This window comes from Buttiauxella sp. JUb87 (assembly GCF_004361975.1).
GTDB classification, from domain to species: Bacteria; Pseudomonadota; Gammaproteobacteria; order Enterobacterales; family Enterobacteriaceae; genus Buttiauxella; species Buttiauxella ferragutiae.
In genome coordinates, this window is sequence record NZ_SNVY01000003.1 from 751,162 (window position 1) to 773,366 (window position 22,205).

A 22,205-nucleotide genomic window follows, 5' to 3' on the forward strand; every position below is an offset into this window, starting at 1 on the left:
GTAGGGTGGATAAGCTAAGCGCCATCCACCACTTGTCTATTATTTGGCCGCTGCGGTACGCCACTCTTTGATGTAATCCAGGCGTTTTTTAGGTTGCAGATACTCAAGCAGGCTTTCGTCAACCGGGATGGGTTTGAGCGCTTTACCTAACATTTTGGTCATACCATCAATGTCGTTTTTGCCTTCGATATCATTGCGAATTGACGGGATATCAGCCTGGTTTGCCAGAATGCTCTGTCCTTTCTCAGACAGCACATAGTCCAGCCACAGTTTCGCGGCATTGCTGTTTTGCGCCTGCTGGCTGATGAACGAAACGCGCGACAGTACCAGGGTGTAATCCTTTGGATAAGAGATACCCAGCGATGGGTCGGTTTTAGCGCGGGCTTCGGCATAAGAACCGAGGATGTTAAAACCAATCAAGTTTTCGCCGGAAGACACGCGTTCCATCATGGTGCCGGTAGATGACTGAACCGCTAAGCCACCTTTGGCGACATCAGCCAGCGTTTTGAAATAATTCGCATCGGCTTTGGAATCCTGAACCGAAAGCATAAAGCCGAGGCCAGACTTCTCGATATCGTAGGTGGTGACTTTTTTGCTGAACTTGTCGGGCTGGCTGGCAATCAGTTTCGCCAGTGCAGTATGGGAATCTGGAACTTCATTTGCCGGGATCTGGCGTTTGTTATAGATAAATACCACCGGCTCATAAGTGGTGCCGTAGGCTTTGTCTTTCCACATGGCCCATTTCGGCAACTGGCCCTGCTCAGGGGATTTATATTCCTGCGCGTAGTCGACTGCCAGTTTCAGCGCGGTATCCATTGAAGAGCTCCAGACCACGTCACCACTGGTGCCACCCGCAGCCTGTTCACTGATATAACGGTTGTACAGTTCGGTACTGTTCATATCGTTATATTCAACTTTAATCCCTGGATAAGCGGCTTCAAACCCCTGAATCAGCGGGCCTGCGGCTTTCGTATCAGTGGTGGAATAGATAACCACTTTCCCTTCTTTAGTCGCCGCATCGACCACTTTTTGGTAGTCAGCCGGGTAGCCTTGAGGTAACGCAGACATGGCAGAGGAAGACATGAGTACAGCGGCAGTAATCAGAGAGATGCGTAATTTATTCGACATTATTTTTAACCTTCTAGTTACATTTGAGAAACTAGAGGCCAACATATCGCAAAGCAAATCACAGGCAATAGGGGTTTTTTTTTATCTTACCGAATTGTGATTCGGGGCTTTTTTTAGGCAATTAACACCATTAAAACCACGAAACAGGGTTTACGCCTTGCGGTACAACCGCCGTGGATGGCCGATATTCCCGTACTGCATCTCAACCTCGATAAACCCCATCTCCACGCAATACTCCAGATAACGGCGGCAGGTTGTCTTGCTGATCCCCACTTCTTCAACCACCTGTTCTACAGCCCATGTCATATCCGGCTTTGCGGTAAAAATACGCTGCACCCGCTCCAGCGTACTTGGCTCAATCCCTTTGGTTGACGGAGCCGACGGGGTATTGATGGTGGGCAGGTTAAAAAGCCTGTCCAGCGCGGTTTGATCCACGACTTTCACATGGCGCAGTGTCTCGACCAGCTGCATAAAACGCTCGAGCGAACTGCGCAAACGGTGAAATGAAACCGGCTTGATAATGTAGTCAAACGCACCGCTGCGCATCGCGTGGCTACAGGTCTGCATATCGCTGGCGGCGGTGATGAAAATTACTGAACAATCGAAACTTTTCAGCAGCGGGCTATCCATTAACTCCACGCCCTGGCCATCGGGCAAATAGTTATCGAGCAGCACTAATCGCGGTTGATGTAACTCCAACAGACTGCGTGCTTGCTCAAGCGTCGCGGCGATTCCCACTACGCTCAGCCGAAAGTTTTGCTCGATAAAATCACGATGCAAACCGGCGAGATACGGTTCGTCTTCGACAATCACGACATCAAACGCGCTGTGGTTATTCATGGTGCTGTCCTGGGGAAACAGTAGCCGGGAACGGGATAAACACTGAAAATATCGTACCTTGCGGTGAATTGTCTGTGACTTCGATACTGCCGCAGGCCTGGTGAACGTATCCCGCCACCAGATACAAACCGATGCCATGATCGGAGCCTGCCATTTCATGCAGATTGGACGGTTTGCTGGAAACACCTTGCTCAAAGATATGCGGCTTGAGCGCGTCATCCACGCCGACGCCCTGATCGGCCACTTCAATCACTAATTCCTGATTACGGTCCGAAATATAAAGCTCTACCGGCGCGGAATTGTTTTGTGCTTTCAACGTGGCATCCACGGCGTTATCCAGCAAATTGCCAATCACTGACATCAATGCCGTTTCGTTAATGCTGGCAGGAATGCGGCTTAACTGGCAAGCCGGGTCAAACGCCAGCTCAATCCCTTTTTCCCGCGCGCTGACGAATTTGCCCAATAACAGGCCACACAAAGCCGGGGAGGTGAAGCGTGCCGAGACAAAATCCAGCACTGCTTGTGCGCCTTCCGATTGCGCCTGAATGTAGCGCATCGCATCGTCATAACGCTGCATTTGCAACAGACCCGCCAGTGTTGCGGTCCAGTTCAGTTGTTCATGGCGCATGATGCGCAGGTTGTCGGCGTAACGCTTTACCTGACTCAACTGGCTGCTTAACGTATTGATGTCGTTTTTGTCGCGGAAACTAAACACCCAACCACTTTCATTACCGGGTTCCAGTTCAATAGGCACTCGGTTGACTATCACCTGGCGCTGATTTAACACGATGATTTGGTCATGGAAACTGCCGTTTTCTGCCCCGTCGCTTTGCGCGAAAAAGGTGGGCGGCGTTTGCAAAATGTCTTCAAGCGGTTTGCCGATAAGCTCTTTTTCCGGCTGGCGAATATCCAGTAATTCCCTGGCGGCACGGTTAATTAAGATCAGCTGTTTCTCGGCGTTAACCGCAAATATTCCTTCATACATTGCTTCCAGCAGGGCTTTTTGTTGTAGCACCAGTTGTGCAATATCTTTCGGTTCAAGCCAAAACATTTGCCGCTTCACATTGCGGCTAAATATCCATGAAAAAATAAACAACAGGATTAACAGCAACAGGCCATATAACCCCGCTTGCCACAGCAGTCGCGCATTAATATTGGCAATATAAGAGGTGAGATAGCCGACTGAAACAATGCCAATTACTTGATTATTGGCATCCAGAATCGGGGCTTTACTGCGCAAAGAGACACCGATGCCGCCCTTGCGCATCGAAATAATGGTTTTCCCCTGTAAAACCTCGGCGTTATCACCGCCAATCATCGGCAGATGCAGGCGCTCCGGTGATTCTGAGTGATACAGATGGTTCTCACGGACATCGCCAATCACGATATAACTGGCATCACTTTGATTGCGTAACGGCTGAATCAAACGCGCAATGCCTGCGACATCACGAACGGCAACTTTATCCGCAAGCCCAGGCATCAACGCAATTTCGCTGGCCTGAACGCGGGCGCGCTGCCCAAGGTCGCGATGCTGTTGGCGGTCAATAACATGAAATAAGATGGCGCCCAAAATGGCTAACAGCAGGCATGAAAACCCCACCAGAGATAAAAAGAGTTTCACCTGAAAAGGTAATCTGCGTTTCATACAATTTGCTGCGGAGTCCGATAAAAGAGGCACATCGGCGCAGACTAGCATGGTGAAATTGGGAGGGTAATCGAAGTGTTATGGAGTTGTGAACTCGCAAGAGTCTCTGGGGTTTTAACGCACGATAAAACCCCCGATGGCAGAGATAAAAGCCTGACTACTTTCCGTGGTAAATACGCTCCGGCCTGCCGACTTTCCCATAGTTGATTTCTGCTTCAAGGAAATCGTCTTTTACACCTTGTTCCAGATAGCGCCTTGCTGTGGTTTTACTGCAACCCAGCAGGTGGGCGAGGGAATCAGCGGTGTGGACGATATGCTTCTCGGTAAACAACTGGCGTACGCGACTTAATGTCGACTCGTCAATTCCACGTAGGGTAGAGGCTGCTGGTATCAGTTGCTCTTTGGCCTGAATATTAAAAAGAGCATCAACATGCATTTGGTTGGCTTGCTCGTTGGAACGCAACGAACTGCGGTAACGGGAAAAACGTTCCAGAGTATGTTGCAGGCGCTGGTAATGCACCGGCTTAATGAGATAGTCGAAGACGCCGAGTCGGATGGCCTCGCTGATGGTATCCATATGGTTATCAGCGGTAATAAAAATAATCCGCCCGGAATAATTGATACTTACTGTGTGCTTAATTAATTCGATACCTTTTCCATCAGGCAAAAAATTATCCAGCAGGATTAATTCGGGCTGATAAAGGCGAATATATTTTTTCGCTGTTTCTAGCTTATCCGCCACGCCAATCACATTGAATTGTGGAAAGAGCTTGATGGTATCGACCAGAATCTCAGCGAGTAAGGGTTCGTCTTCAATGACCAGTGTAGTGATACAGTCCATGATGTTCTTCTCTTGTTTGTGGAATGTACAGGGTAAAAATGGTGCCGGATGGAATGTTGTTTTCAACGACGATGGAGCCTCCCGCCTGCTGGACATAACTTCTCACCAGCCATAATCCGATGCCATGCTCTGCGCTTTTGCTGCTGGTAATTCCGCGTTCAAAAATGCTATCGCGGATACTCTCATCAATTCCGCACCCTTGATCGGCAACTTCAATGATCACTTCAGTACCTTCACTGTTGATCAAGCACTCAATGCGAGGTGAGCCTCCAGGTTGACGAAGGGTGGCGTTGTAGGCGTTATCCAATAAATTGCCGACAATAGAAATCCACTCATTTTGGGTTAAAGTTTCAGGTAGCATCTCCACGTAACAGCCTAGGTCAAAAACCAGCTCCAGACCCAATTCCTTGGCGCGGTAATATTTCCCGATTAATAACCCAGCAAGGTGATTATTTTTAAAATTCGTGGCAATGAAATCGACGACTTTTTGGTGGCTTTCCGACTGCAGTTGAATCAGTTCGAGCGCATTGTCATAGCGCTTCAAAAATAGTAGTCCGGCAATGGTTGAAATGAGATTACGGTGTTCATGTTGTACGGCGCGAAGGTTATCCGCATATTGCTGGATCTGACTAAGTTGCAGGCTAAGAGTATTGATATCGTCTTTGCTGCGAAAACTAATCACCCAACCACGAGGCGCACCGTGTAAAATAACCGCCATGCGGCTGGCGATCACTCTAATATCGTTAAAAACGACGATCTCATCTTTCTTATTTTTCTCTGGCTGGTGATAGAAAAAATTATCGGGCGACACCACATGGCTAATGATTTTGCCTATCAGGTTCTGTTCCGGCTGAACCAGGTTCAACATCCGCCGTGCAGTCTGGTTAATGGCGGTAATGCGATAATCTGAATTAATGGCAATCAGCCCTTCAAATACTGATTCAAACAATACACTTTGCTGGATAACCAATTGGGCTAGTTGTTGAGGCTCCATATTGAACATTTGCTTTTTAATATGCAGAGAAAAAACTCTGGCGCAAAGCAATAATAAAAACAGCATGATAACCATCGGTGGTATTACGGAACTGAGTTGCAAATTGAGCCAGTTATTTAACTGCTCAAGGGTATAACCCACGGAGACAATGCCAATAACTTTACCGGTAATGTCCTGAATCGGGGATTTACCCCGCAAAGAAGTACCCAGTGAACCTTTACGCACTGAGATATAACTTTTGGCCTGAGCCAGGGCCTCCTGGCTGTCACCTCCTTCCATAAATTTGCCGATCTCACTCGAATTCACGTGATAAAGGCGACGCCCCATGGAATCACCGACGGTAATATAAACGGCGTCAGAGAACGATCGCATGGGGTCAATTAGCTCTTTGATGCGTTTAATATCTTCTGCTTGCACCGCTTCAACGAGTTCCGGCATGGCAGATATCTGCATCGCCTGAATCAGTGCACGTTGTCCAACTTGATAGTGCAAACGATCTTTGCTGATGCTGGTCAGATACCAATAAATGGCAAGCATCACCACCGTAGAAGTGAAAAGAATCAGCAGGAAAATGCGATTCTGAAATGAGCGTCTGGCGAACCAGTGAGTAGTTTGGCTGATTGACATAAAGGATTAGTAAATAAAAAGTATTTTCCGTTGTTTAAGGGCTCTATAGATTGCTATGGCTCTGATTTTCAGTTTTTTTTTTGTATTATTTTAAATTAATGCGGAGCGTACTCCGCATTTTGTGGCTACATTCCAAGCACGTATTTGAGCATGACGCCTGCGGCGATTGCTGAACCAATCACTCCGGCGACGTTCGGCCCCATGGCGTGCATCAGCAGGAAGTTTTGTGGGTCTGCTTCGAGGCCGATTTTATTGGAAACACGCGCCGCCATCGGGACTGCAGAAACGCCTGCGGAACCTATAAGCGGGTTGATAGGGTTATTGCCAAATTTATTCAGTATCTTTGCCATCAGCACACCGGTTGCAGTGCCGATACCAAACGCAATCATACCGAGTAGCAAAATCCCCAGCGTCTGCGGTTGCAGGAACTTATCGGCGACCAGTTTTGCCCCTACGGACAAGCCGAGGAAAATGGTCACAATATTAATTAGCCCATTTTGCACCGTATCACTCAGGCGTTCGACCACACCACTTTCGCGCATCAGATTGCCAAAGCAGAACATCCCCAACAGCGGTGCCGCATCAGGTAGCAGCAAAGCTACCAGAAGCAGAAGCACCGCCGGGAAGAGGATTTTTTCCCGCTTACTGACATTGCGCAATTGCACCATGCGAATTTTGCGCTCCGATTCGGTGGTCAATGCTTTCATGATCGGCGGCTGGATCAGTGGCACCAGCGCCATGTACGAGTAGGCGGCTACCGCAATGGCACCGAGCAGTTCCGGTGCCAGTTTGCTGGAGAGATAAATCGCTGTTGGACCGTCAGCACCACCGATAATGCCAATCGATGCCGCCTGAGGCAGGGTGAAGTGAATAAAGCCAAAATAGTTCAGCCCTAATGCTCCGAGTACCGTCGCGAAAATGCCGAATTGTGCCGCTGCTCCCAGCAACAAAGTACGCGGGTTGGCAAGTAAAGGGCCAAAGTCCGTCATGGCACCGACGCCCATAAAGATCACCAGCGGTGCAACACCAGAACCGATGGCAACTTTATAGAATATGGCCAGGACACCAGTGCTGTAGCCCAGGTCCGTTGCCAGGGTTTCCATCTGGTTTTGCACTGATGGCAATGCCAGCGCTAATGCTTCTTTGATCGCGTGAACATCCGCTGAGCAATTCAACTTTTCAGCAATCACTCCAAGAGCGATGGCGTCGTGGTGAGTCAGCAGGTTTTCTAGCGCAGTTAACGCCAGTCCTGCTTCAGGAATGTTCGCCAGCAGGCCACCAAAACCGATCGGTAATAGTAATAATGGCTCGAATTTCCTGGCGATTGCCAGCCAAAGCAACATCAGACTGACCAGCAGCATTACACCCTGGCCTGCCTGTAAATGCATAAAGCCCAACCCTTGTAGCAGCGTATTCAAACTTTCCATGCAACCCCCGTTATGCCAGTGTCAGCAGGGAATCGCCTACCGCCACCGCATCGCCAGATTTCACTGTAATTCCGCGAACAACACCTGCCTGGGCTGCGCGGATTTCAGTTTCCATCTTCATGGCTTCCAGAATCAGTAACACTTCTCCTTCGGAAACTTGCTGGCCTTCTGTGACGATGACCTTCCAGATAGTGCCAGAAAGTGGGGCGCTGACAGGCGTACCGGTTGTAATAGCAGTGGTTACAGCAGGTGTAGCAGGGGAGTTAACCGGAACCACGTGAGTCAAATCACCCCCTTCGCTGACCTTCACAACAAAGGCTTTACCTTCAACTTCGAGGGTATAAACACTTGGCCCCAAAACCGGTTGAGAAGGTGTTGCAGATGCAGATGGCATTTTTGCCTGCTCCCGTTGCGGGACCGGTTCGAATGCTGCCGGATTGCCGCGATTCTCAAGAAACTTCATCCCAATTTGTGGGAACAGCGCAACCGTCAGAACGTCATCAATGACGTTAGCCGCAAGCTGAATGCTTTTCTCCTCGGCCTGGCGTTTCACATCCGTTTCCAGTTGCGTCAGTTCAGGGAGAAGCAAATCAGCCGGCCGGCAGGTGACGGGAGTATTATTTTCCAGTACTCGTGCCTGAAGTTGGGTATCTACTGGGGCTGGCGTACGGCCATATTCTCCTTTCAGGATCCCTGCCGTTTCTTTGGCAATGGTTTTGTATCGCTCGCCACTCAGAACATTCAGTACTGCCTGAGTCCCGACGATTTGCGAAGTGGGTGTCACCAGCGGAATAAAACCGAGATCTTCACGGACACGAGGAATCTCCAGCAGTACCGCATCGAGTTTATCCGTCGCATTTTGCTGTTTGAGTTGGCTTTCCAGGTTAGTGAGCATCCCTCCTGGCACCTGTGCGACCAAAATACGGCTATCGTAACCTTTCAGTTGTCCTTCAAAAGCGTGGTACTTCTTACGAACATCGCGGAAATATGCTGCGATCTTCTCCAGTTTTTCGATATTTAATCCCGTGTCGTAGGGGGTACCTGCGAGGGTGGCTGCCAGCGCTTCGGTGGCAGGATGACCGTAAGTCGCACTCATTGAAGAAATCGCGGTATCCACACCATCAATGCCTGCTTCAATTGCCTTTAGCAACGTCATTTCTGCCATGCCGGTTGTCGCATGACAATGCAGGTGCAGACGCACGTCGTAGCGACTTTTAATTTCCCGTACCAGTTCATAGGCCGCAGTGGGGGTGAGGATGCCGGACATATCTTTAATGACAATAGAATCAACGCCGGTTTCCAGCAGTTGTTCCGTCAGATCAAGCCAGGTTTGTAAGGTATGCACTGGACTGGTGGTATAGGAAAGCGTCCCTTGGGCGTGCGCACCGTGGCTACGCACAGCCTGCAGAGCAGCACGCATATTGCGCGGATCGTTCATCGCGTCAAATACGCGAAACACATCCATGCCATTTTTCACTGCTCGTTCGACAAAGCGTTCCACGACGTCATCCGCATAATGACGATAACCCAACAGATTCTGCCCACGTAGCAGCATTTGCAGCGGAGTTTTTGGTATCGCTTTTTTCAACTCTCGTAAACGCAACCATGGGTCTTCCCCGAGAAAACGAATACAGGAATCAAATGTTGCACCACCCCAGCATTCAAGTGACCAATAACCCATCTCATCAAGAGCGGAGGCAATGGGCAGCATATCGTCAAGACGCAGACGGGTAGCGAACAGGGACTGGTGAGCGTCGCGCAGGACGACATCGGTAATAGCAACGGTCATGAGTGGCTCCGTAAATCGGGGTTAATTCGGCGATGATGATGAATAGTGGCGGCAATCACCGGCATTAAATGGGCGCGGGTATCCACGGCGGCATGCGCAGTACGGTTCGTACATGTCGGAGCAGCAGGTTCCGGGAAAAAGCGATTAATGGCGGTCGACATCAGACGGATAGCCAGAATAAGCAGCAGTAAAAACAGCACAACAAATCCCATTCCAGCAAACATGAGCGTAAAACCTTCGCTCAACAGTTGGGCATCGGTCATGGACTACACCTCAAAGGGAGGCACGGTAGCAAACAGGGCTACCGCGCAATGATTTAGATAAACATGCCAAACACAATACTGGCGATGACCAGCACAATACCGCCGCCAAGACGAGAGGATATTTGCGCATAAGAGATAAGATTCATACGGTTACAGGCAGAGAGCACTTCCAGGTCACCTGAACCGCCGCGGTTAGCCATACACAGGCCAGCGGTAATAGAGGATTCAATAGGGTAGAAGCCCATCAACCAACCACCAATCGCTGCACCTAATACCGCACCGATAACGATGAAGCCCGCGATGATGACGTTGACCAGGGTCAACGCATCGATAATTTCCTGTAAATCGGTATAACAAACCCCGACACCGACCATCAGCACCCAGAGCAATTGTTTGGAGAAGAAATCAGAAAGGCGTTTGGCCCCTGCTTTAATTTCCGGAGAGCAAAGACCCGAAGCGTTCAGTGCGGCAATAATCAGCACCATCCATGCAAAGGTGTGGATCTCAACGCCACCAATACTTGGCAGGATTTTTTTGGCGATCACATAGGCCAGCAAGAAACAAGTAGTGGAAAGCACTAAACCGACAGCGGTTTCGCGATGGGTAACATTACCGGCCTTTTCATCTTCCTCAACTTTAAAAGAGGTCTTACGGACGAGTTCACCTTCACCACTGAGCACTGGATATTTTTTGCCGATAATATCCAGAACGGCTGCAATGACGATGGCAAAGATATTGGCAATAGTCAGAATGGCGATGGCGGTAGAGTAATACTCTTCACGGGAACGCCCCGTCACAGAATGGTAAATCTCTGACAACGGAACGGCACCGGCACCGTTGCCTCCGCCCATGATCGGTAATACATAGAGCATCATGATACGGTCAATGGGAATACCAAAACACAGGCCGATGACAATGCCAAAAACGGATGCTCCGAGAATGCCTAACAGAATGGTTGGAATATATCCCAGCAGAGATTTCAGCAGTAACTTTCTATTAACTGAAAGAATGGCCCCGGTAATTAATACCGCAATAAATAAATTCAGGAAATTACTCTTGTCCATCACATTGGTGATGGCATCAATTTCCTTTTGCGTGAATATCCCGGCATAAACAAACCAGGCCGTGACCAAGAAAATCATAACTGGCGCACCACCGATATATTTATTGAATATCGGAAGGCGTTTACCTATTTCTCCAAAAATAGCACCTATGATAAACATCAGTGATAAACCACCTACCAAATCAGTAGGTAATGCATCGTTGTAATGTGAAAGTAAAAGCGTAATAAGCGTGAACGCATAGAGCGGTAACGGCATGCCGAAGATTTTAAACTCCAGCAATTCGCTAAACCCCTTTTTTTTCGAGGCCGGGAGTTGGCTAATGTTTGTCATGAGACATCCTGTTATTAAGTATATGAAATAGTTTCGAGGCCATCGCATGTTAATAAAAGGAAGGTGCGACTTGATGTGACACTCTTCACTTTGCCATTGTATTTTTAATGGCTTTAATTATTTTTATGACACTTAAATAATTAACAACATAAAAATCATAAAGCCAATAAAAAGGCAGAGTAAATTGTGAGCTGAATAGAAGAACGTTTTTCACAACCGTGGCGCAATAGCCATTATTATTTTCTGAGAACCTAAAATAATGAATCTGACATTTAAACGGGTTTATCCACAGCGAGATGCACTGCGCATGAGTGCCATTCTGGCCTTTTTACAAACCGCAGGTTTAACCCCAGACGGTGATTGCGAAATTTTTGTTATTGCCGAGCAACACGGACGCCTTGTCGGCTGTGGAACGCTGGCCGGTAATGTTCTGAAGTGCATTGCCGTTGACCCGCAGTTGCAAGGGGAAGGGGTGAGTCTGAAATTACTCACAGAACTGCTGACGCTGGCTTATGAGCTTGGGCGCAGTGAGTTGTTTTTATTCACAAAACCTGAAAATAGCGCACTGTTTACCGCGGCGGGATTCTCCGTTATCGCCCATGCTGGCCATCAGGCGGTGCTACTGGAAAACAGCAGTGAACGTCTGAGCCGTTATTGCCGGCAGTTGGCGATGTATCGCCAGCCAGGGAAAAAGATTGGTGCCATTGTAATGAATGCCAATCCCTTTACGCTCGGGCACCGCTGGCTGGTGGAGCAGGCGGCACGTCAGTGTGACTGGCTGCATCTGTTTGTGGTGAAAGAGGATGCTTCGTATTTCAGCTACAACGATCGCTGGAAGTTAATTGAACAGGGCATTGCCGGCATCCCTCATGTCACGCTGCATCCCGGTTCTGCCTATCTGATTTCTCGGGCAACTTTCCCCGGTTACTTCTTGAAGGAACAGGGTGTGGTCGATGACTGCCACAGCCAGATCGATCTGCAACTCTTTCGTCAGCATCTCGCTCCCGCACTGGGTCTTACTCACCGTTTTGTTGGCAGTGAACCGTTATGCCCACTTACCCACGCCTACAACCAGCGCATGAAAATATCGCTAAGTGCAGAAATTACGCACTGGCCAGCCATAAAGGTGGTGGAACTGGAACGTATGGAATTACGCGGCGCGCCAGTTTCTGCCTCGCGCGTCCGCAAGCTTTACCTGGCAGGCGACTGGCAGGCCGTTGCACCTCTGGTGCCTCCTGCAACCCTCACATTTCTGACACGTTTGGCGGCAAGCAACAAACAAACTGCCTGACGCTACTTTGAAACTAAGGAATAGAACTAATGGAAATAATAAAAGATGCGCTGGCCGGCACGCTGGAATCCAGTGATGCGATGGTCAGGGTTGGGCCATCAGATGAGCCAGGTATTCAGCTTGAAATTGAAAGTCTGGTGAAAAAACAATTTGGCGCAGCCATTGAGCAGGTGACACGGGAAACCCTCATCCGTATGGGCGTGACTCGTGCAAGGGTAGCTGTGGATGACAAAGGGGCGCTGGAATGCGTACTTTGCGCCCGTATTCAGGCCGCAGTATTGCGCGCAGCCGGACAATCCCAAATTCAATGGAGCCAGCTATGAAACCCCGTCGCAGTATGTTGTTTATCCCAGGTGCAAACGCCGCAATGTTAAGTACCTCCTTTGTTTATGGCGCCGATGCGGTGATGTTTGACCTGGAAGATGCGGTAGCGCTAAGGGAAAAAGATACCGCCCGCTTACTGGTTCATCAGGCTCTTCAGCATCCTTTTTATCAGGATGTGGAAAAAGTCGTACGTATAAACCCTCTGAATACTCCCTTCGGGCTTGACGATTTAGAAGCTGCGGTTCGCGGTGGTGTCAATATTGTTCGCTTGCCGAAAACAGACAGTAAAGAGGATGTGCATGAGTTAGAAAAACAGATTGAACGCATCGAGCAGGAGTGTGGCCGGGAAGTGGGCAGCACGAAAATCATGGCGGCAGTCGAATCGGCTATGGGGGTGGTGAACGCGGTTGGAATTGCAACTTCCAGCCCCCGAATGGTGGCGATTGCCCTGGCAGCGTTTGATTACGTGATGGATATGGGGACGTGTCGCGGGGATGGTACTGAATTGTTTTACGCCCGTTGTGCGGTGCTGCATGCGGCTAGAGTGGCGGGAATCGCGGCCTACGATGTGGTGTGGTCGGATATTAATAATGAAGAAGGTTTCCTGAAAGAGGTGAAACTGGCTCGCGGGTTGGGCTTCAACGGTAAATCGCTGGTGAATCCGCGTCAGATAGAACTTCTCCACCAGGCCTATGCGCCAACGCGTAAAGAAGTTGAACACGCATTCGAAGTGATTGCCGCAGCCAAAGAGGCGGAATCACGCGGTCTGGGTGTGGTTTCACTGCATGGAAAAATGGTGGATGGGCCGATTATTGATCACGCCAGAAAAATCGTGACGCTGTCGGCGTCAGGTATTCGGGATTAAGGAAGAGAAGATGAAAAAGACAATCGAAGTACTTAAGACCCAGTATCGGGATGAGAAAGATCTGCAACCCTTCAGTGGCGTGACAGCTCGTAGCCCATGGTTGTCCTGTGAAAGTGAAAAGCGCGGCCGTAAAGTGTGCGCTTCGCTGGAAGAGGTCATTCGCCGCTCCGGATTGCAAAATGGAATGACCATCTCATTCCATCACGCATTTCGCGGGGGGGACAAAGTCGTCAATATGGTGGTGGCGAAGTTGGCGGAAATGGGCTTTCGCGATTTGACCCTCGCTTCCAGTTCGTTAATCGACGCTCACTGGCCGCTGATCGAACACATCAAAAATGGCGTCATACGACAAATTTATACCTCTGGTTTGCGTGGCAAATTAGGGGAGGAAATTTCAGCAGGTTTAATGGAAAACCCGGTACAAATCCACTCTCACGGTGGGCGTGTACATCTGATCACCAGTGGTGAACTGAATATTGATGTCACGTTCTTGGGTGTGCCTTGTTGTGACGAATTTGGCAACGCTAACGGGTTTAGCGGTAAGTCGCGTTGTGGATCCTTGGGTTATGCGAGAGTGGATGCGGACCATGCCAAATGCGTGATTTTGCTGACAGAAGAGTGGGTGGCTTACCCGAATTATCCTGCCAGCATCGCCCAAGATCGAGTTGATTTAATTGTGCAGGTGGATGAAGTTGGTGACCCGGACAAAATTACTGCGGGAGCAATTCGCTTGTCCAGTAATCCAAGGGAGTTGCTTATTGCCAGGCAGGCGGCAAATGTCATTGAGCATTCTGGCTATTTCAACGACGGTTTTTCACTGCAAACCGGTACGGGTGGTGCTTCATTGGCGGTTACGCGTTTTCTGGAAGACAAAATGCGCCGTCACAATATTACCGCTGGATTTGGCCTGGGTGGGATCACCGGCACGATGGTCGACCTACATGAAAAGGGGCTAATTAAAGCCCTTCTGGATACGCAATCCTTCGACGGCGATGCCACGCGTTCGCTGGCACAAAACCCCAATCACATTGAGATTTCAGCCAATCAGTACGCTAACCCCAGCTCCAAAGGGGCGGCTTGTGAACGTCTGAATGTGGTGATGCTCAGTGCACTGGAAATTGACGTTAACTACAACGTCAACGTAATGACCGGTTCAAACGGGGTGTTGCGTGGTGCATCCGGTGGCCATAGTGATACTGCGGCGGGCGCAGATTTGACAATCATCACCGCGCCACTGGTACGCGGGCGTATTCCTTGCGTGGTGGAAAAGGTCATTACCACCGTTACCCCTGGTGCCAGTGTCGATGTCCTGATTACCGATCATGGTATAGCCGTCAATCCGGCACGCCAGGATCTGATTGATAACCTCCGGGCTGCGGGCATTTCACTAACCACCATTGAGCAATTGCAACAACGGGCAGAGTTGCTGACGGGTAAACCTCAAGCCATCGAGTTTACCGACCGTATTGTCGCGGTGGTGCGCTATCGCGATGGTTCGGTAGTGGATGTGATCCGTCAGATTCAGGACTGATAAACCGTGTAGATCGCTGTCAGACCTGATGTTGACGGCGATCTACATCCCCGCAAAGGAGAATTGAAGTGATGAGTGAAGCCAGCCACGTTGAAATATGCCAGTACGCCAGTGAAAACATGCGAGCCGAAGAAGTGGTGAATTTAGTCAGACAAGCGCTACTTAAAAGCGCGCATTTAACCCCTAAGCCAGGGCTGTTGGACATTCGTAATACGGGGTCACATCAGGAGGTCAATCTGACGAGCTATAAAGCCGGAGTCCAGATGATGATGCCATGGATAAAGAAATTTTTCGTGATGGGACACGATAGCGCAGCCCTTAAACCGCAGCAAGTATTAATGATGCTACGGCCCGTGGGTATCGCCTGTGAAACGGATATTCTTCAGGTGAACGGTGAAGTGAATACTCATCGCGGAGCGGTATTTGCATTTGGTTTATTAAGCGCGGCGATTGGGCGATTGACGGCGCAAAACCAGCCAATTGAACACACTCGCTTATGTCATCAGGTCGCAAGATTATGCCGTAACCTGGTCGAGCGGGAACTGGCCTCAAAAACAGGGAAACCTGGAAAAAGTGAAACTCAGTTTTTGCGTTATGGGTTTACCGGTGCGCGTGGTGAGGCAGAAAGCGGTTTTCGCACGGTACGCACACTGGCGTTGCCGACTTTTCAGCGAGTGATTCACCAGACGGGTGATACTCAACTGGCGCTCTTACAAACCCTGCTGCATCTTATGGCGTGGAACGACGATTCTCACCTGGTTTCTCGTGGTGGGCTGGAGGGCTTGTACTTTGTGCAACAGCAGGCGCAATACTTACTTTGGCGAGGTGGTGTGCTGGCTGAAGGTGGAATTGAAGAGCTGCAAAAGTTGGATGATGAGTTGATCGAACGCAACCTGAGCCCCCTTGGCAGTGCGGATTTACTGGCAGTGACCTGGTTTCTGAGTCAGTTTCCGGCTGGCCCAATATTTATAAACTAGATGGAGAAGAAGGATACTGCAGGCCACTGCGGCATGAGATAATGCGTTGTAGCCTGCCACATCATAATGACATCATCGATTAGGTACTGACGTTTGCCAGTATGTAGCTTACCGCCAGTAAATCTGCGCTGCCCCCAGGGCTAAGGTTACGCGCAATCAAGTTTGCATCCATCTCGCGAATATCCTCAATTGTCCATCCCTGATGCAGTAAACGCATGGCGTAACGCTGCACATACTGCAACCCGGCAAGACCACCACGCGAGACAAGATTGGTGTCAGGGTTATGTGCCATCAGCCGCAGTAATGCATTCAGCAAACGACGCGGTAAATTGGACTCTTCAAACCAGTAAGGCAAGACATGCTCGCGTACGGTCATAAAACCACTTTCAGCTTCACCGCGTGCGCCAGTTAAACCAAATTGCTGATATAAACGTTCGCCAACAGTCGCCGATTTGCAGGAGTTAATCAGTTCACGCTCCACCAGACCCGCGCATATCTCACTGACTGTTTCGCATAATGACGACGCGGTGATTGCCGCTTTTTTACCTTCCAGCCGCCCGGCAGCAGTACACAATAGGCCGAGCGAAAAGACGCCGCCTTTATGAGTATTCACTCCCCAAGTAGCCTGGTACATTGCTTGTTCACAGGCGATGCCCGTTGGGCGAATCAGGTTTAGTAATTCTTTTGCTGGGCGGCCAGAATGCTCAATCCCTAATGTGCGAAAGGCGCTGAACCATGGCGCAATGGCGGTGATGCTCTTGAGAAACAGAGCCAGATCCATATCGCAATGTGAACCATTATTGGCGCTATCCACCAGGCCGGGTTTTGGTGTTAGCCAAACTTCGTCCCATAGTGCCTGCTGTGCTAATCGGCAAATATCGACTTGAGGTAATACGGTAACTTCTGGAGCCTCAATCCCTGGCAAACCAGCCATCAAGCAGCTCCTCTACACGTTGCGTGACTTCAACTAAAGGATGGTTTTGCGCGCGTGCACACACATGGGCTGGCTCGTCGCAAACTAAACAGCTTCGCCCAGCGAGTGCTAGGGCGTGCCGTCCTACCGGACCCTGTTCGGGACAGATGACGTCAACATCCCACAATCGCCCGAGCAAATGGCTCTGCTCCAGATTCACCATCAATGCTTTCAGTTCTGACGCCGGATGCGCTACAGCCCATAATGCTTCCGCCCCCGTCGGCATCCAAAGCACCTGGCGGTTCAACACGTGCCAGCGGCGCTGCCACAAAAGTTGATCGCAAGCCTGTAATGCCACTGCCATACAGTTACGGTAACGGATGTTGTCTTTTACAGGGCCGGGTGTCACAAGTGTTAGCGAGATAACCGGTTGTTGGTATCTCGCCAGCCAGTCTTGCTGCCGCCGCCCCCTGCGTTCCTTAGCTTCAAGCAGATCTTCCAGCGTGACTCCGTGTTTTTCCACCTGTGTTTTAATCATGGTATCGGCACCTCTTAGTGAGCGATAACTGCGTTAGTTTTACTGCACAGCCTAAGAGATAACATTGTTTTTGAATGTGAGTTTTAGCAGGTTTAACCTGTTGATTTAAAGGCTTCTATGATTTTTATGTGGTTAATTTTCTGTGGCTAAATCAGCGGGGGAAAGGATGTTTGAGAAGGGGGACATACAAGCAATTTGATGGTGAATAACGTATGGACTTCGCAATGGCTAAACCTTAGCCATTGCGATAAATACTCAATCGGTGCGGGTAGGAAATCAGTACTTCACATCGCGAGCGGCATCACGACCGTCTTGCTTATTCTCGCGGTGGTCCTGGCGGCAATCGGCATTACCGAACACACCATTACGGCAATCTTGTTTAACTTCGCGTGATTCCTGGCGAACGTCCTGGCGCAAATCACGCGCGTCACGGCGTTGGCCGGCCTGCTCGGTTGCCTGTGCAGGAATAGCGGTCATCAGAGTGGTACACGCAAGCAGCATCCATAGAGATTTTTTCATGGTAAATCCTCAATATCGGTGAATCGCGCCAGTACGGGGATTCAAAATGCAAAAATTGATATTTCCGTTTTGGCAGGGAGGTATTTTCATCAAAAAGAGAGCCGCTTGCTGCAACTAATTCATTTAATAAAAAACGTAATAGCCATTGAATTGAGAAAAGCCAGAAGGGGGTTAGCAAGATGCTGAAGTAAAACGTTTACGTCGAGGGGGATTAATCGAAGTCTACTTTCAGCATGTTCTCAATCATGTGCATAGTGTCTGAAAGGTGATGGAGAATGTTGTTGGTATCAAGCAGGAGTGCACCCCAAAACATCAGGATCAGCGTCAGTGCAGCGATAGCAGAGTAATTAAACATTTTCATGACATTTTTTGGCAACAGTGAATGTTGTTACTAATTATATCAATCGCTGTTGAACCTCAATTAAACGAGCTGACTTTTACACAATTATTCAAAACATCAGGTAGGCAAAACAGCGGGACGAATCCCGCCATTTGGGCTTATTTTTTCTGATAACGCGGAGCGGGAACGCCGGTCAGACAGCTTTCGAAAATAGCCAGACGAGCTTTTTCGTAAGTTTCCCAAAGAGTTAAATCGTGTAGCGCAGGGATCGTCACCGCTTCACCTTTATCCAGCCCCACTAATGCAGCATCAACCAGGTTTTCGCCGGTCATGATGGCAGCAGGTGGCAGGTCTTCCATTGATACACCAGAGACATCCCAAATTTCCGTTGCGGTTATTGCTGGCAACATGGCCTGAACACGCACGTTACTTCCAGCGACTTCTTCTTGCAAAGCACGGGTGAAATTCAACACATAACCTTTGGTGCCGCTATACACCGCGCTACCCGCGCGAGCATGCAATGAAACCACCGACGCGACGTTAATAATGGTGCCGCTATCTTGTGCCTGAAAACGGGCGAGTGCGGCGAGGCTCAGGCGGGTCAACGCGGTGATATTCAACATAATGTCCGCCTGATGTAACTCGGCGCTGCCGGCGGTAAACGGCGCGATATGCGCGGTTCCGGCATTATTAACCAATATTTCTATGCGTTCGTTACTGCGGAACGCTTCTTCCACTGCCTGAATACCGCTTTCATCTGCAAGGTCTGCGGGGAGTGTTTGAACGGAAATCCCATGCAAGGCTTCCAGTTTGCTGGCCAGTTCACGCAAGCGATCTTCGCGGCGCGCAACCAACAACAGATCGTATCCGCGAGCGGCGAAGCGCTCTGCATAAACCGCGCCAATGCCAGAAGATGCGCCGGTAATAACTGCAACAGAAGGTGAAGTGCTCATGGTAAATCCTCGTCGGTGAAAGTAAGTTGGTTTCATAATGAAACTACATTAAAAATAGTTTGAGTGGTTTCATAATGCAACCAAATTACGTGTCTTTTTTTATTTCTGCATTAGATTGAATGCTTACAGGAGGATTAAGAGATTGATAATAAAAGGGAAGTGGTGGATGTCGCTTACGCTAATCCATCCCAGGCAGGTCGGATAAATGCCGCGTCTTTCGACATTATGTTGGCTCTACCGCAACATCCGGGCGCTGGGCAACCACCTCGGCGGGTGTCAGCACACGGCCATCCTGCGCTTGCAGCATCAATTTGCGCAGCGGTTGATGGAGTTCATCATCAACCAGCACACTGCATTTTTCGTGGCTATCAAACAGATAATCGCCACCCCATTGCGCCAGAGCGACCAGCACGGTTTGCAGCGCACGGCCCTTTTCCGTCAACACATATTCATGCCACGCGCTGCCGTCAGCGGCCGGGCGCATGGTCAAAATATCCTGCTCCACGAGTTGTTTAAGCCGTTGGGTGAGCATATTTTTGGCGATACCGAGGTTTTTCTGGAACTCACCAAAACGTGTCAGGCCATTTAAAGCATCGCGCACGATAAGCAGCGACCACCAGTCGCCAATAATATCCAGCGAGCGGGCAACCGGACAGATACTGCCTTCCATACTTTTGCGTTTCATAAATCCTCCATTGGCAAACAGCCAGATAGTTTTATTATAAAACCTATTTTCTGGGCTGAGTAGTTTTCCTTTCTTCATTGCCCATTTTGCGATCGGCTCATAAGGCGATTTGGGTTTTTTCTGCCAAAATGAATGCTGCGCTTTTGTGTAATAACATCTTGAGGATTAAGGGATGAATAAAAAAACGATAGCGGTTTTACTGGCAATGGCTTATTTCGCTCCTGCGTTGGCGCAAGCCGAAACTCCCCCGCAGGGTTACCAACTCCAGCAAGTGTTATTAATGAGCCGCCATAACTTGCGGGCACCGCTGGCGAATAATGGCAGCGTACTGGAGCAGTCCACCGCGCAATCCTGGCCGCAATGGGATGTTCCTGGCGGCCAGCTGACCACCAAAGGCGGCGTGCTGGAAGTGTATATGGGGCATTACATGCGCGAGTGGCTGGCGGAGCAGGAACTCGTGAAAAGCGGCGAATGCCCAACGCCACAAAGCGTCTACGCTTACGCTAACAGCTTGCAGCGTACTGTTGCTACTGCGCAGTTCTTTATCACGGGGGCGTTTCCTGGTTGTGATATTCCTGTCCATCATCAGGAAAAAATGGGCACCATGGACCCGACCTTTAATCCTGTCATTACCAATGATTCGCCGGAATTTAAACAAGCCGCCTTGCAGGCGATGGAAACCCAACGCGAGCACTACAAACTTAACGACAGCTATCAGCTTCTTGAGCAGATCGTCGGCTTCAAAGACTCTCCGGCTTGTAAAGAAAAACAGCAGTGCGATTTGACCGCCGAGAAAGATAAATTTAGCGCCAATGTGAAGGAAGAACCGGGTGTGAGTGGCCCGCTAAAAGTGGGTAATTCACTAGTTGATGCCTTTACCCTGCAATATTACGAAGGCTTCCCGCTGGATAACGTTGCCTGGGGGCAAATTAAAACGGCTGAACAATGGCGAGTATTATCACAGCTGAAAAATGGCTATCAGGATACTTTGTTTACCTCACCACAAGTCGCGCGCAACGTGGCGGCACCGTTGATTAAATATATCGAGAAAGCCTTCACCGGTTCGGCGGCAAAAGGGCCAAAAATCACCTTGCTGGTGGGGCATGACTCTAATATTGCCTCCATGCTAACGGCACTGGATTTCAAACCTTATCAATTGCCTGGACAATATGAACGCACGCCTATTGGTGGGAAAATCATGTTCCAGCGTTGGCACGATGCCAACACCAATCGTGATTTGATGAAGGTGGAATACGTGTATCAAAGTAGCGAGCAATTACGCAAAGCCGAGGTGTTAAGCCTGCAACAACCGCCACAGCGTGTGACGCTGCAACTCAATGGTTGCCCGACGGATGCGAATGGTTTTTGCCCGTGGGATAAATTTACTGAGGTGTTGGCGCAGAGTGTCAATCAGGTGAAATAGATCAGGGATAAACTCCCCCGCACCAGCGGGGGAATCTGGCTACACGTTCTTGCGCTCGATGGTTTGCTCGCCCCAAAACAGCGAGTCTTTATCTGTTCTTTCAAATGCCAGCGACAGCACCTCGTCGCTACCATTTTCCCAAATTTTCTCAGCCATTTTTTCGTCGTATTTTGCCACTTCGAAAATAGCCTCTGCTATTTCAGGAGATGTGTTTCTCAAACTGGCCCATTCACCTACATGATGAACTTTGGATTGTTGATTCTGCATGTTCTCCTCCATTAACCATTTAATTTAACTGCTAAACCTGCCACGTATTCGCCCTGGTAACGCGCAATCGACAGCTCTTCCTGGCTTGGCTGGCGCGAACCGTCAGCACCGGCAATCGTTGTGGCACCATATGGCGTACCGCCGCGAACCTGCGAAACATCAAACAATTCTTGCGCAGCGTAACCGATTGGGACAATCACCATCCCGTGATGCGCAAGAGTTGTCCATGTGGATGAAATGGTGTGTTCCTGGCCGCCGCCGGTGCCAGTCGAGCTAAATACGCTGGCAAGCTTGCCGTGCAGACCCCCTGATGCCCAAAGGCCGCCGGTCTGATCGAGGAAGGTGCGCATCTGGCCGGACATATTGCCAAAGCGGGTAGGGGTGCCAAAAATGATAGCATCGTAATCGGCAAGCTCTTGTGGGGTGGCTTGCGGAGCATGTTGCGTTTTACCCCCAGCCTTTAAGAAAGCCTCTCCTGACATGGTTTCCGGGACGCGTTTTACCGTCACTTCCGCACCATCAACTTTCTGCGCACCCTCTGCCACTGCTTGTGCCATGGTTTCGATGTGTCCATACATTGAATAATAAAGCACCAGAACTTTAACCATTTCGCATCACTCCTGTCTTGACG

Annotated in this window: 23 protein-coding genes; 6 read left to right on the forward strand and 17 right to left on the reverse strand. The window is 49.6% G+C overall.

Going from position 1 to position 22,205, the window contains the following annotated elements; all coding sequences use genetic code 11:
• Positions 1-39 precede the first annotated feature (39 nt).
• The 9 genes from EC843_RS15485 to citS all read right to left on the reverse strand — a co-directional run bounded on the left by EC843_RS15485 (position 40) and on the right by citS (position 10,948).
• Positions 40-1,128, reverse strand: a complete 1,089-nt coding sequence (locus tag EC843_RS15485) for an ABC transporter substrate-binding protein (RefSeq protein ID WP_064548083.1) — start codon at positions 1,126-1,128, stop codon at positions 40-42.
• Between the two features lie 150 nt (positions 1,129-1,278).
• On the reverse strand, positions 1,279-1,968 hold the full coding sequence (locus tag EC843_RS15490) for a response regulator (RefSeq protein ID WP_064548081.1): 690 nt from the start codon (positions 1,966-1,968) through the stop codon (positions 1,279-1,281).
• Positions 1,961-3,613 (reverse strand): sensor histidine kinase, encoded by a 1,653-nt coding sequence (locus EC843_RS15495; RefSeq protein ID WP_133522527.1) that lies wholly within the window; start codon positions 3,611-3,613, stop codon positions 1,961-1,963. The genes EC843_RS15490 and EC843_RS15495 overlap by 8 nt, the downstream gene beginning before the upstream one ends.
• 157 nt (positions 3,614-3,770) lie before the next feature.
• Positions 3,771-4,454 carry a response regulator gene (locus EC843_RS15500; RefSeq protein ID WP_133522528.1) on the reverse strand — a complete coding sequence of 228 codons (684 nt, stop codon included), beginning with the start codon at positions 4,452-4,454 and terminating at the stop codon, positions 3,771-3,773.
• Complete coding sequence (locus EC843_RS15505; RefSeq protein ID WP_133522529.1) at positions 4,426-6,075, reverse strand: sensor histidine kinase; 1,650 nt, start codon at positions 6,073-6,075, stop codon at positions 4,426-4,428. The genes EC843_RS15500 and EC843_RS15505 overlap by 29 nt, the downstream gene beginning before the upstream one ends.
• A gap of 125 nt (positions 6,076-6,200) precedes the next feature.
• Positions 6,201-7,502: an oxaloacetate decarboxylase subunit beta gene (locus EC843_RS15510; protein WP_133522530.1), complete on the reverse strand. Its 1,302-nt coding sequence runs from the start codon at positions 7,500-7,502 to the stop codon at positions 6,201-6,203.
• 10 nt (positions 7,503-7,512) lie between these two features.
• Positions 7,513-9,291 carry a sodium-extruding oxaloacetate decarboxylase subunit alpha gene (gene oadA, locus EC843_RS15515; protein WP_133522531.1) on the reverse strand — a complete coding sequence of 593 codons (1,779 nt, stop codon included), beginning with the start codon at positions 9,289-9,291 and terminating at the stop codon, positions 7,513-7,515.
• Positions 9,288-9,554 (reverse strand): oxaloacetate decarboxylase subunit gamma, encoded by a 267-nt coding sequence (locus tag EC843_RS15520; RefSeq protein ID WP_133522532.1) that lies wholly within the window; start codon positions 9,552-9,554, stop codon positions 9,288-9,290. The genes oadA and EC843_RS15520 overlap by 4 nt, the downstream gene beginning before the upstream one ends.
• Before the next feature lie 53 nt (positions 9,555-9,607).
• On the reverse strand, positions 9,608-10,948 hold the full coding sequence (gene citS / locus EC843_RS15525; RefSeq protein ID WP_133522533.1) for a citrate/sodium symporter CitS: 1,341 nt from the start codon (positions 10,946-10,948) through the stop codon (positions 9,608-9,610).
• 259 nt (positions 10,949-11,207) lie between these two features.
• On the opposite strand from citS, the gene citC reads away from it, so the two are divergent.
• From citC to citG (EC843_RS15550), 5 genes are all read left to right on the forward strand, one after another.
• Positions 11,208-12,239, forward strand: a complete 1,032-nt coding sequence (gene citC, locus EC843_RS15530) for a [citrate (pro-3S)-lyase] ligase (RefSeq protein WP_133522534.1) — start codon at positions 11,208-11,210, stop codon at positions 12,237-12,239.
• Between the two features lie 29 nt (positions 12,240-12,268).
• Entirely contained in the window at positions 12,269-12,562 is a 294-nt protein-coding gene (gene citD, locus EC843_RS15535) for a citrate lyase acyl carrier protein (protein ID WP_133522535.1), read from the forward strand.
• Positions 12,559-13,428: a citrate (pro-3S)-lyase subunit beta gene (citE, locus tag EC843_RS15540; RefSeq protein WP_133522536.1), complete on the forward strand. Its 870-nt coding sequence runs from the start codon at positions 12,559-12,561 to the stop codon at positions 13,426-13,428. The genes citD and citE overlap by 4 nt, the downstream gene beginning before the upstream one ends.
• Positions 13,429-13,438: 10 nt before the next feature.
• Positions 13,439-14,959, forward strand: coding sequence for a citrate lyase subunit alpha (citF, locus tag EC843_RS15545; protein WP_133522537.1), 1,521 nt, complete (start codon positions 13,439-13,441; stop codon positions 14,957-14,959).
• Between the two features lie 71 nt (positions 14,960-15,030).
• Positions 15,031-15,936 carry a triphosphoribosyl-dephospho-CoA synthase CitG gene (citG, locus tag EC843_RS15550; protein ID WP_133522538.1) on the forward strand — a complete coding sequence of 302 codons (906 nt, stop codon included), beginning with the start codon at positions 15,031-15,033 and terminating at the stop codon, positions 15,934-15,936.
• A 79-nt stretch (positions 15,937-16,015) separates the two neighbouring features.
• Here citG (EC843_RS15550) and citG (EC843_RS15555) read toward each other — a convergent pair whose 3' ends face one another.
• From citG (EC843_RS15555) to EC843_RS15575, 6 genes are all read right to left on the reverse strand, one after another.
• The gene (gene citG, locus EC843_RS15555; protein WP_133522539.1) at positions 16,016-16,870 is read right to left on the reverse strand and encodes a triphosphoribosyl-dephospho-CoA synthase CitG; all 855 of its coding nucleotides are present in this window, start codon (positions 16,868-16,870) and stop codon (positions 16,016-16,018) included.
• Positions 16,848-17,387: a citrate lyase holo-[acyl-carrier protein] synthase gene (citX, locus tag EC843_RS15560; protein ID WP_133522540.1), complete on the reverse strand. Its 540-nt coding sequence runs from the start codon at positions 17,385-17,387 to the stop codon at positions 16,848-16,850. The genes citG (EC843_RS15555) and citX overlap by 23 nt, the downstream gene beginning before the upstream one ends.
• Before the next feature lie 276 nt (positions 17,388-17,663).
• Positions 17,664-17,906, reverse strand: a complete 243-nt coding sequence (locus tag EC843_RS15565; RefSeq protein ID WP_064548077.1) for a hypothetical protein — start codon at positions 17,904-17,906, stop codon at positions 17,664-17,666.
• 211 nt (positions 17,907-18,117) lie between these two features.
• Entirely contained in the window at positions 18,118-18,267 is a 150-nt protein-coding gene (locus EC843_RS24570) for a hypothetical protein (protein ID WP_157092961.1), read from the reverse strand.
• Between the two features lie 137 nt (positions 18,268-18,404).
• Positions 18,405-19,199, reverse strand: coding sequence for an SDR family oxidoreductase (locus EC843_RS15570; RefSeq protein WP_133522541.1), 795 nt, complete (start codon positions 19,197-19,199; stop codon positions 18,405-18,407).
• 223 nt (positions 19,200-19,422) lie between these two features.
• A complete protein-coding gene (locus EC843_RS15575; RefSeq protein ID WP_133522542.1) occupies positions 19,423-19,884 on the reverse strand; it encodes a helix-turn-helix domain-containing protein in 462 nt (153 codons plus the stop codon).
• 172 nt (positions 19,885-20,056) lie between these two features.
• Here EC843_RS15575 and agp point away from each other — a divergent pair, with 172 nt between their 5' ends.
• Entirely contained in the window at positions 20,057-21,307 is a 1,251-nt protein-coding gene (agp, locus tag EC843_RS15580; RefSeq protein WP_064548071.1) for a bifunctional glucose-1-phosphatase/inositol phosphatase, read from the forward strand.
• A 39-nt stretch (positions 21,308-21,346) separates the two neighbouring features.
• Here agp and EC843_RS15585 read toward each other — a convergent pair whose 3' ends face one another.
• Positions 21,347-21,574 (reverse strand): YccJ family protein, encoded by a 228-nt coding sequence (locus EC843_RS15585; protein WP_064548069.1) that lies wholly within the window; start codon positions 21,572-21,574, stop codon positions 21,347-21,349.
• Positions 21,575-21,585: 11 nt separating this feature from the next.
• Positions 21,586-22,182, reverse strand: coding sequence for an NAD(P)H:quinone oxidoreductase (gene wrbA, locus EC843_RS15590; protein WP_133522543.1), 597 nt, complete (start codon positions 22,180-22,182; stop codon positions 21,586-21,588).
• Positions 22,183-22,205 lie beyond the last annotated feature (23 nt).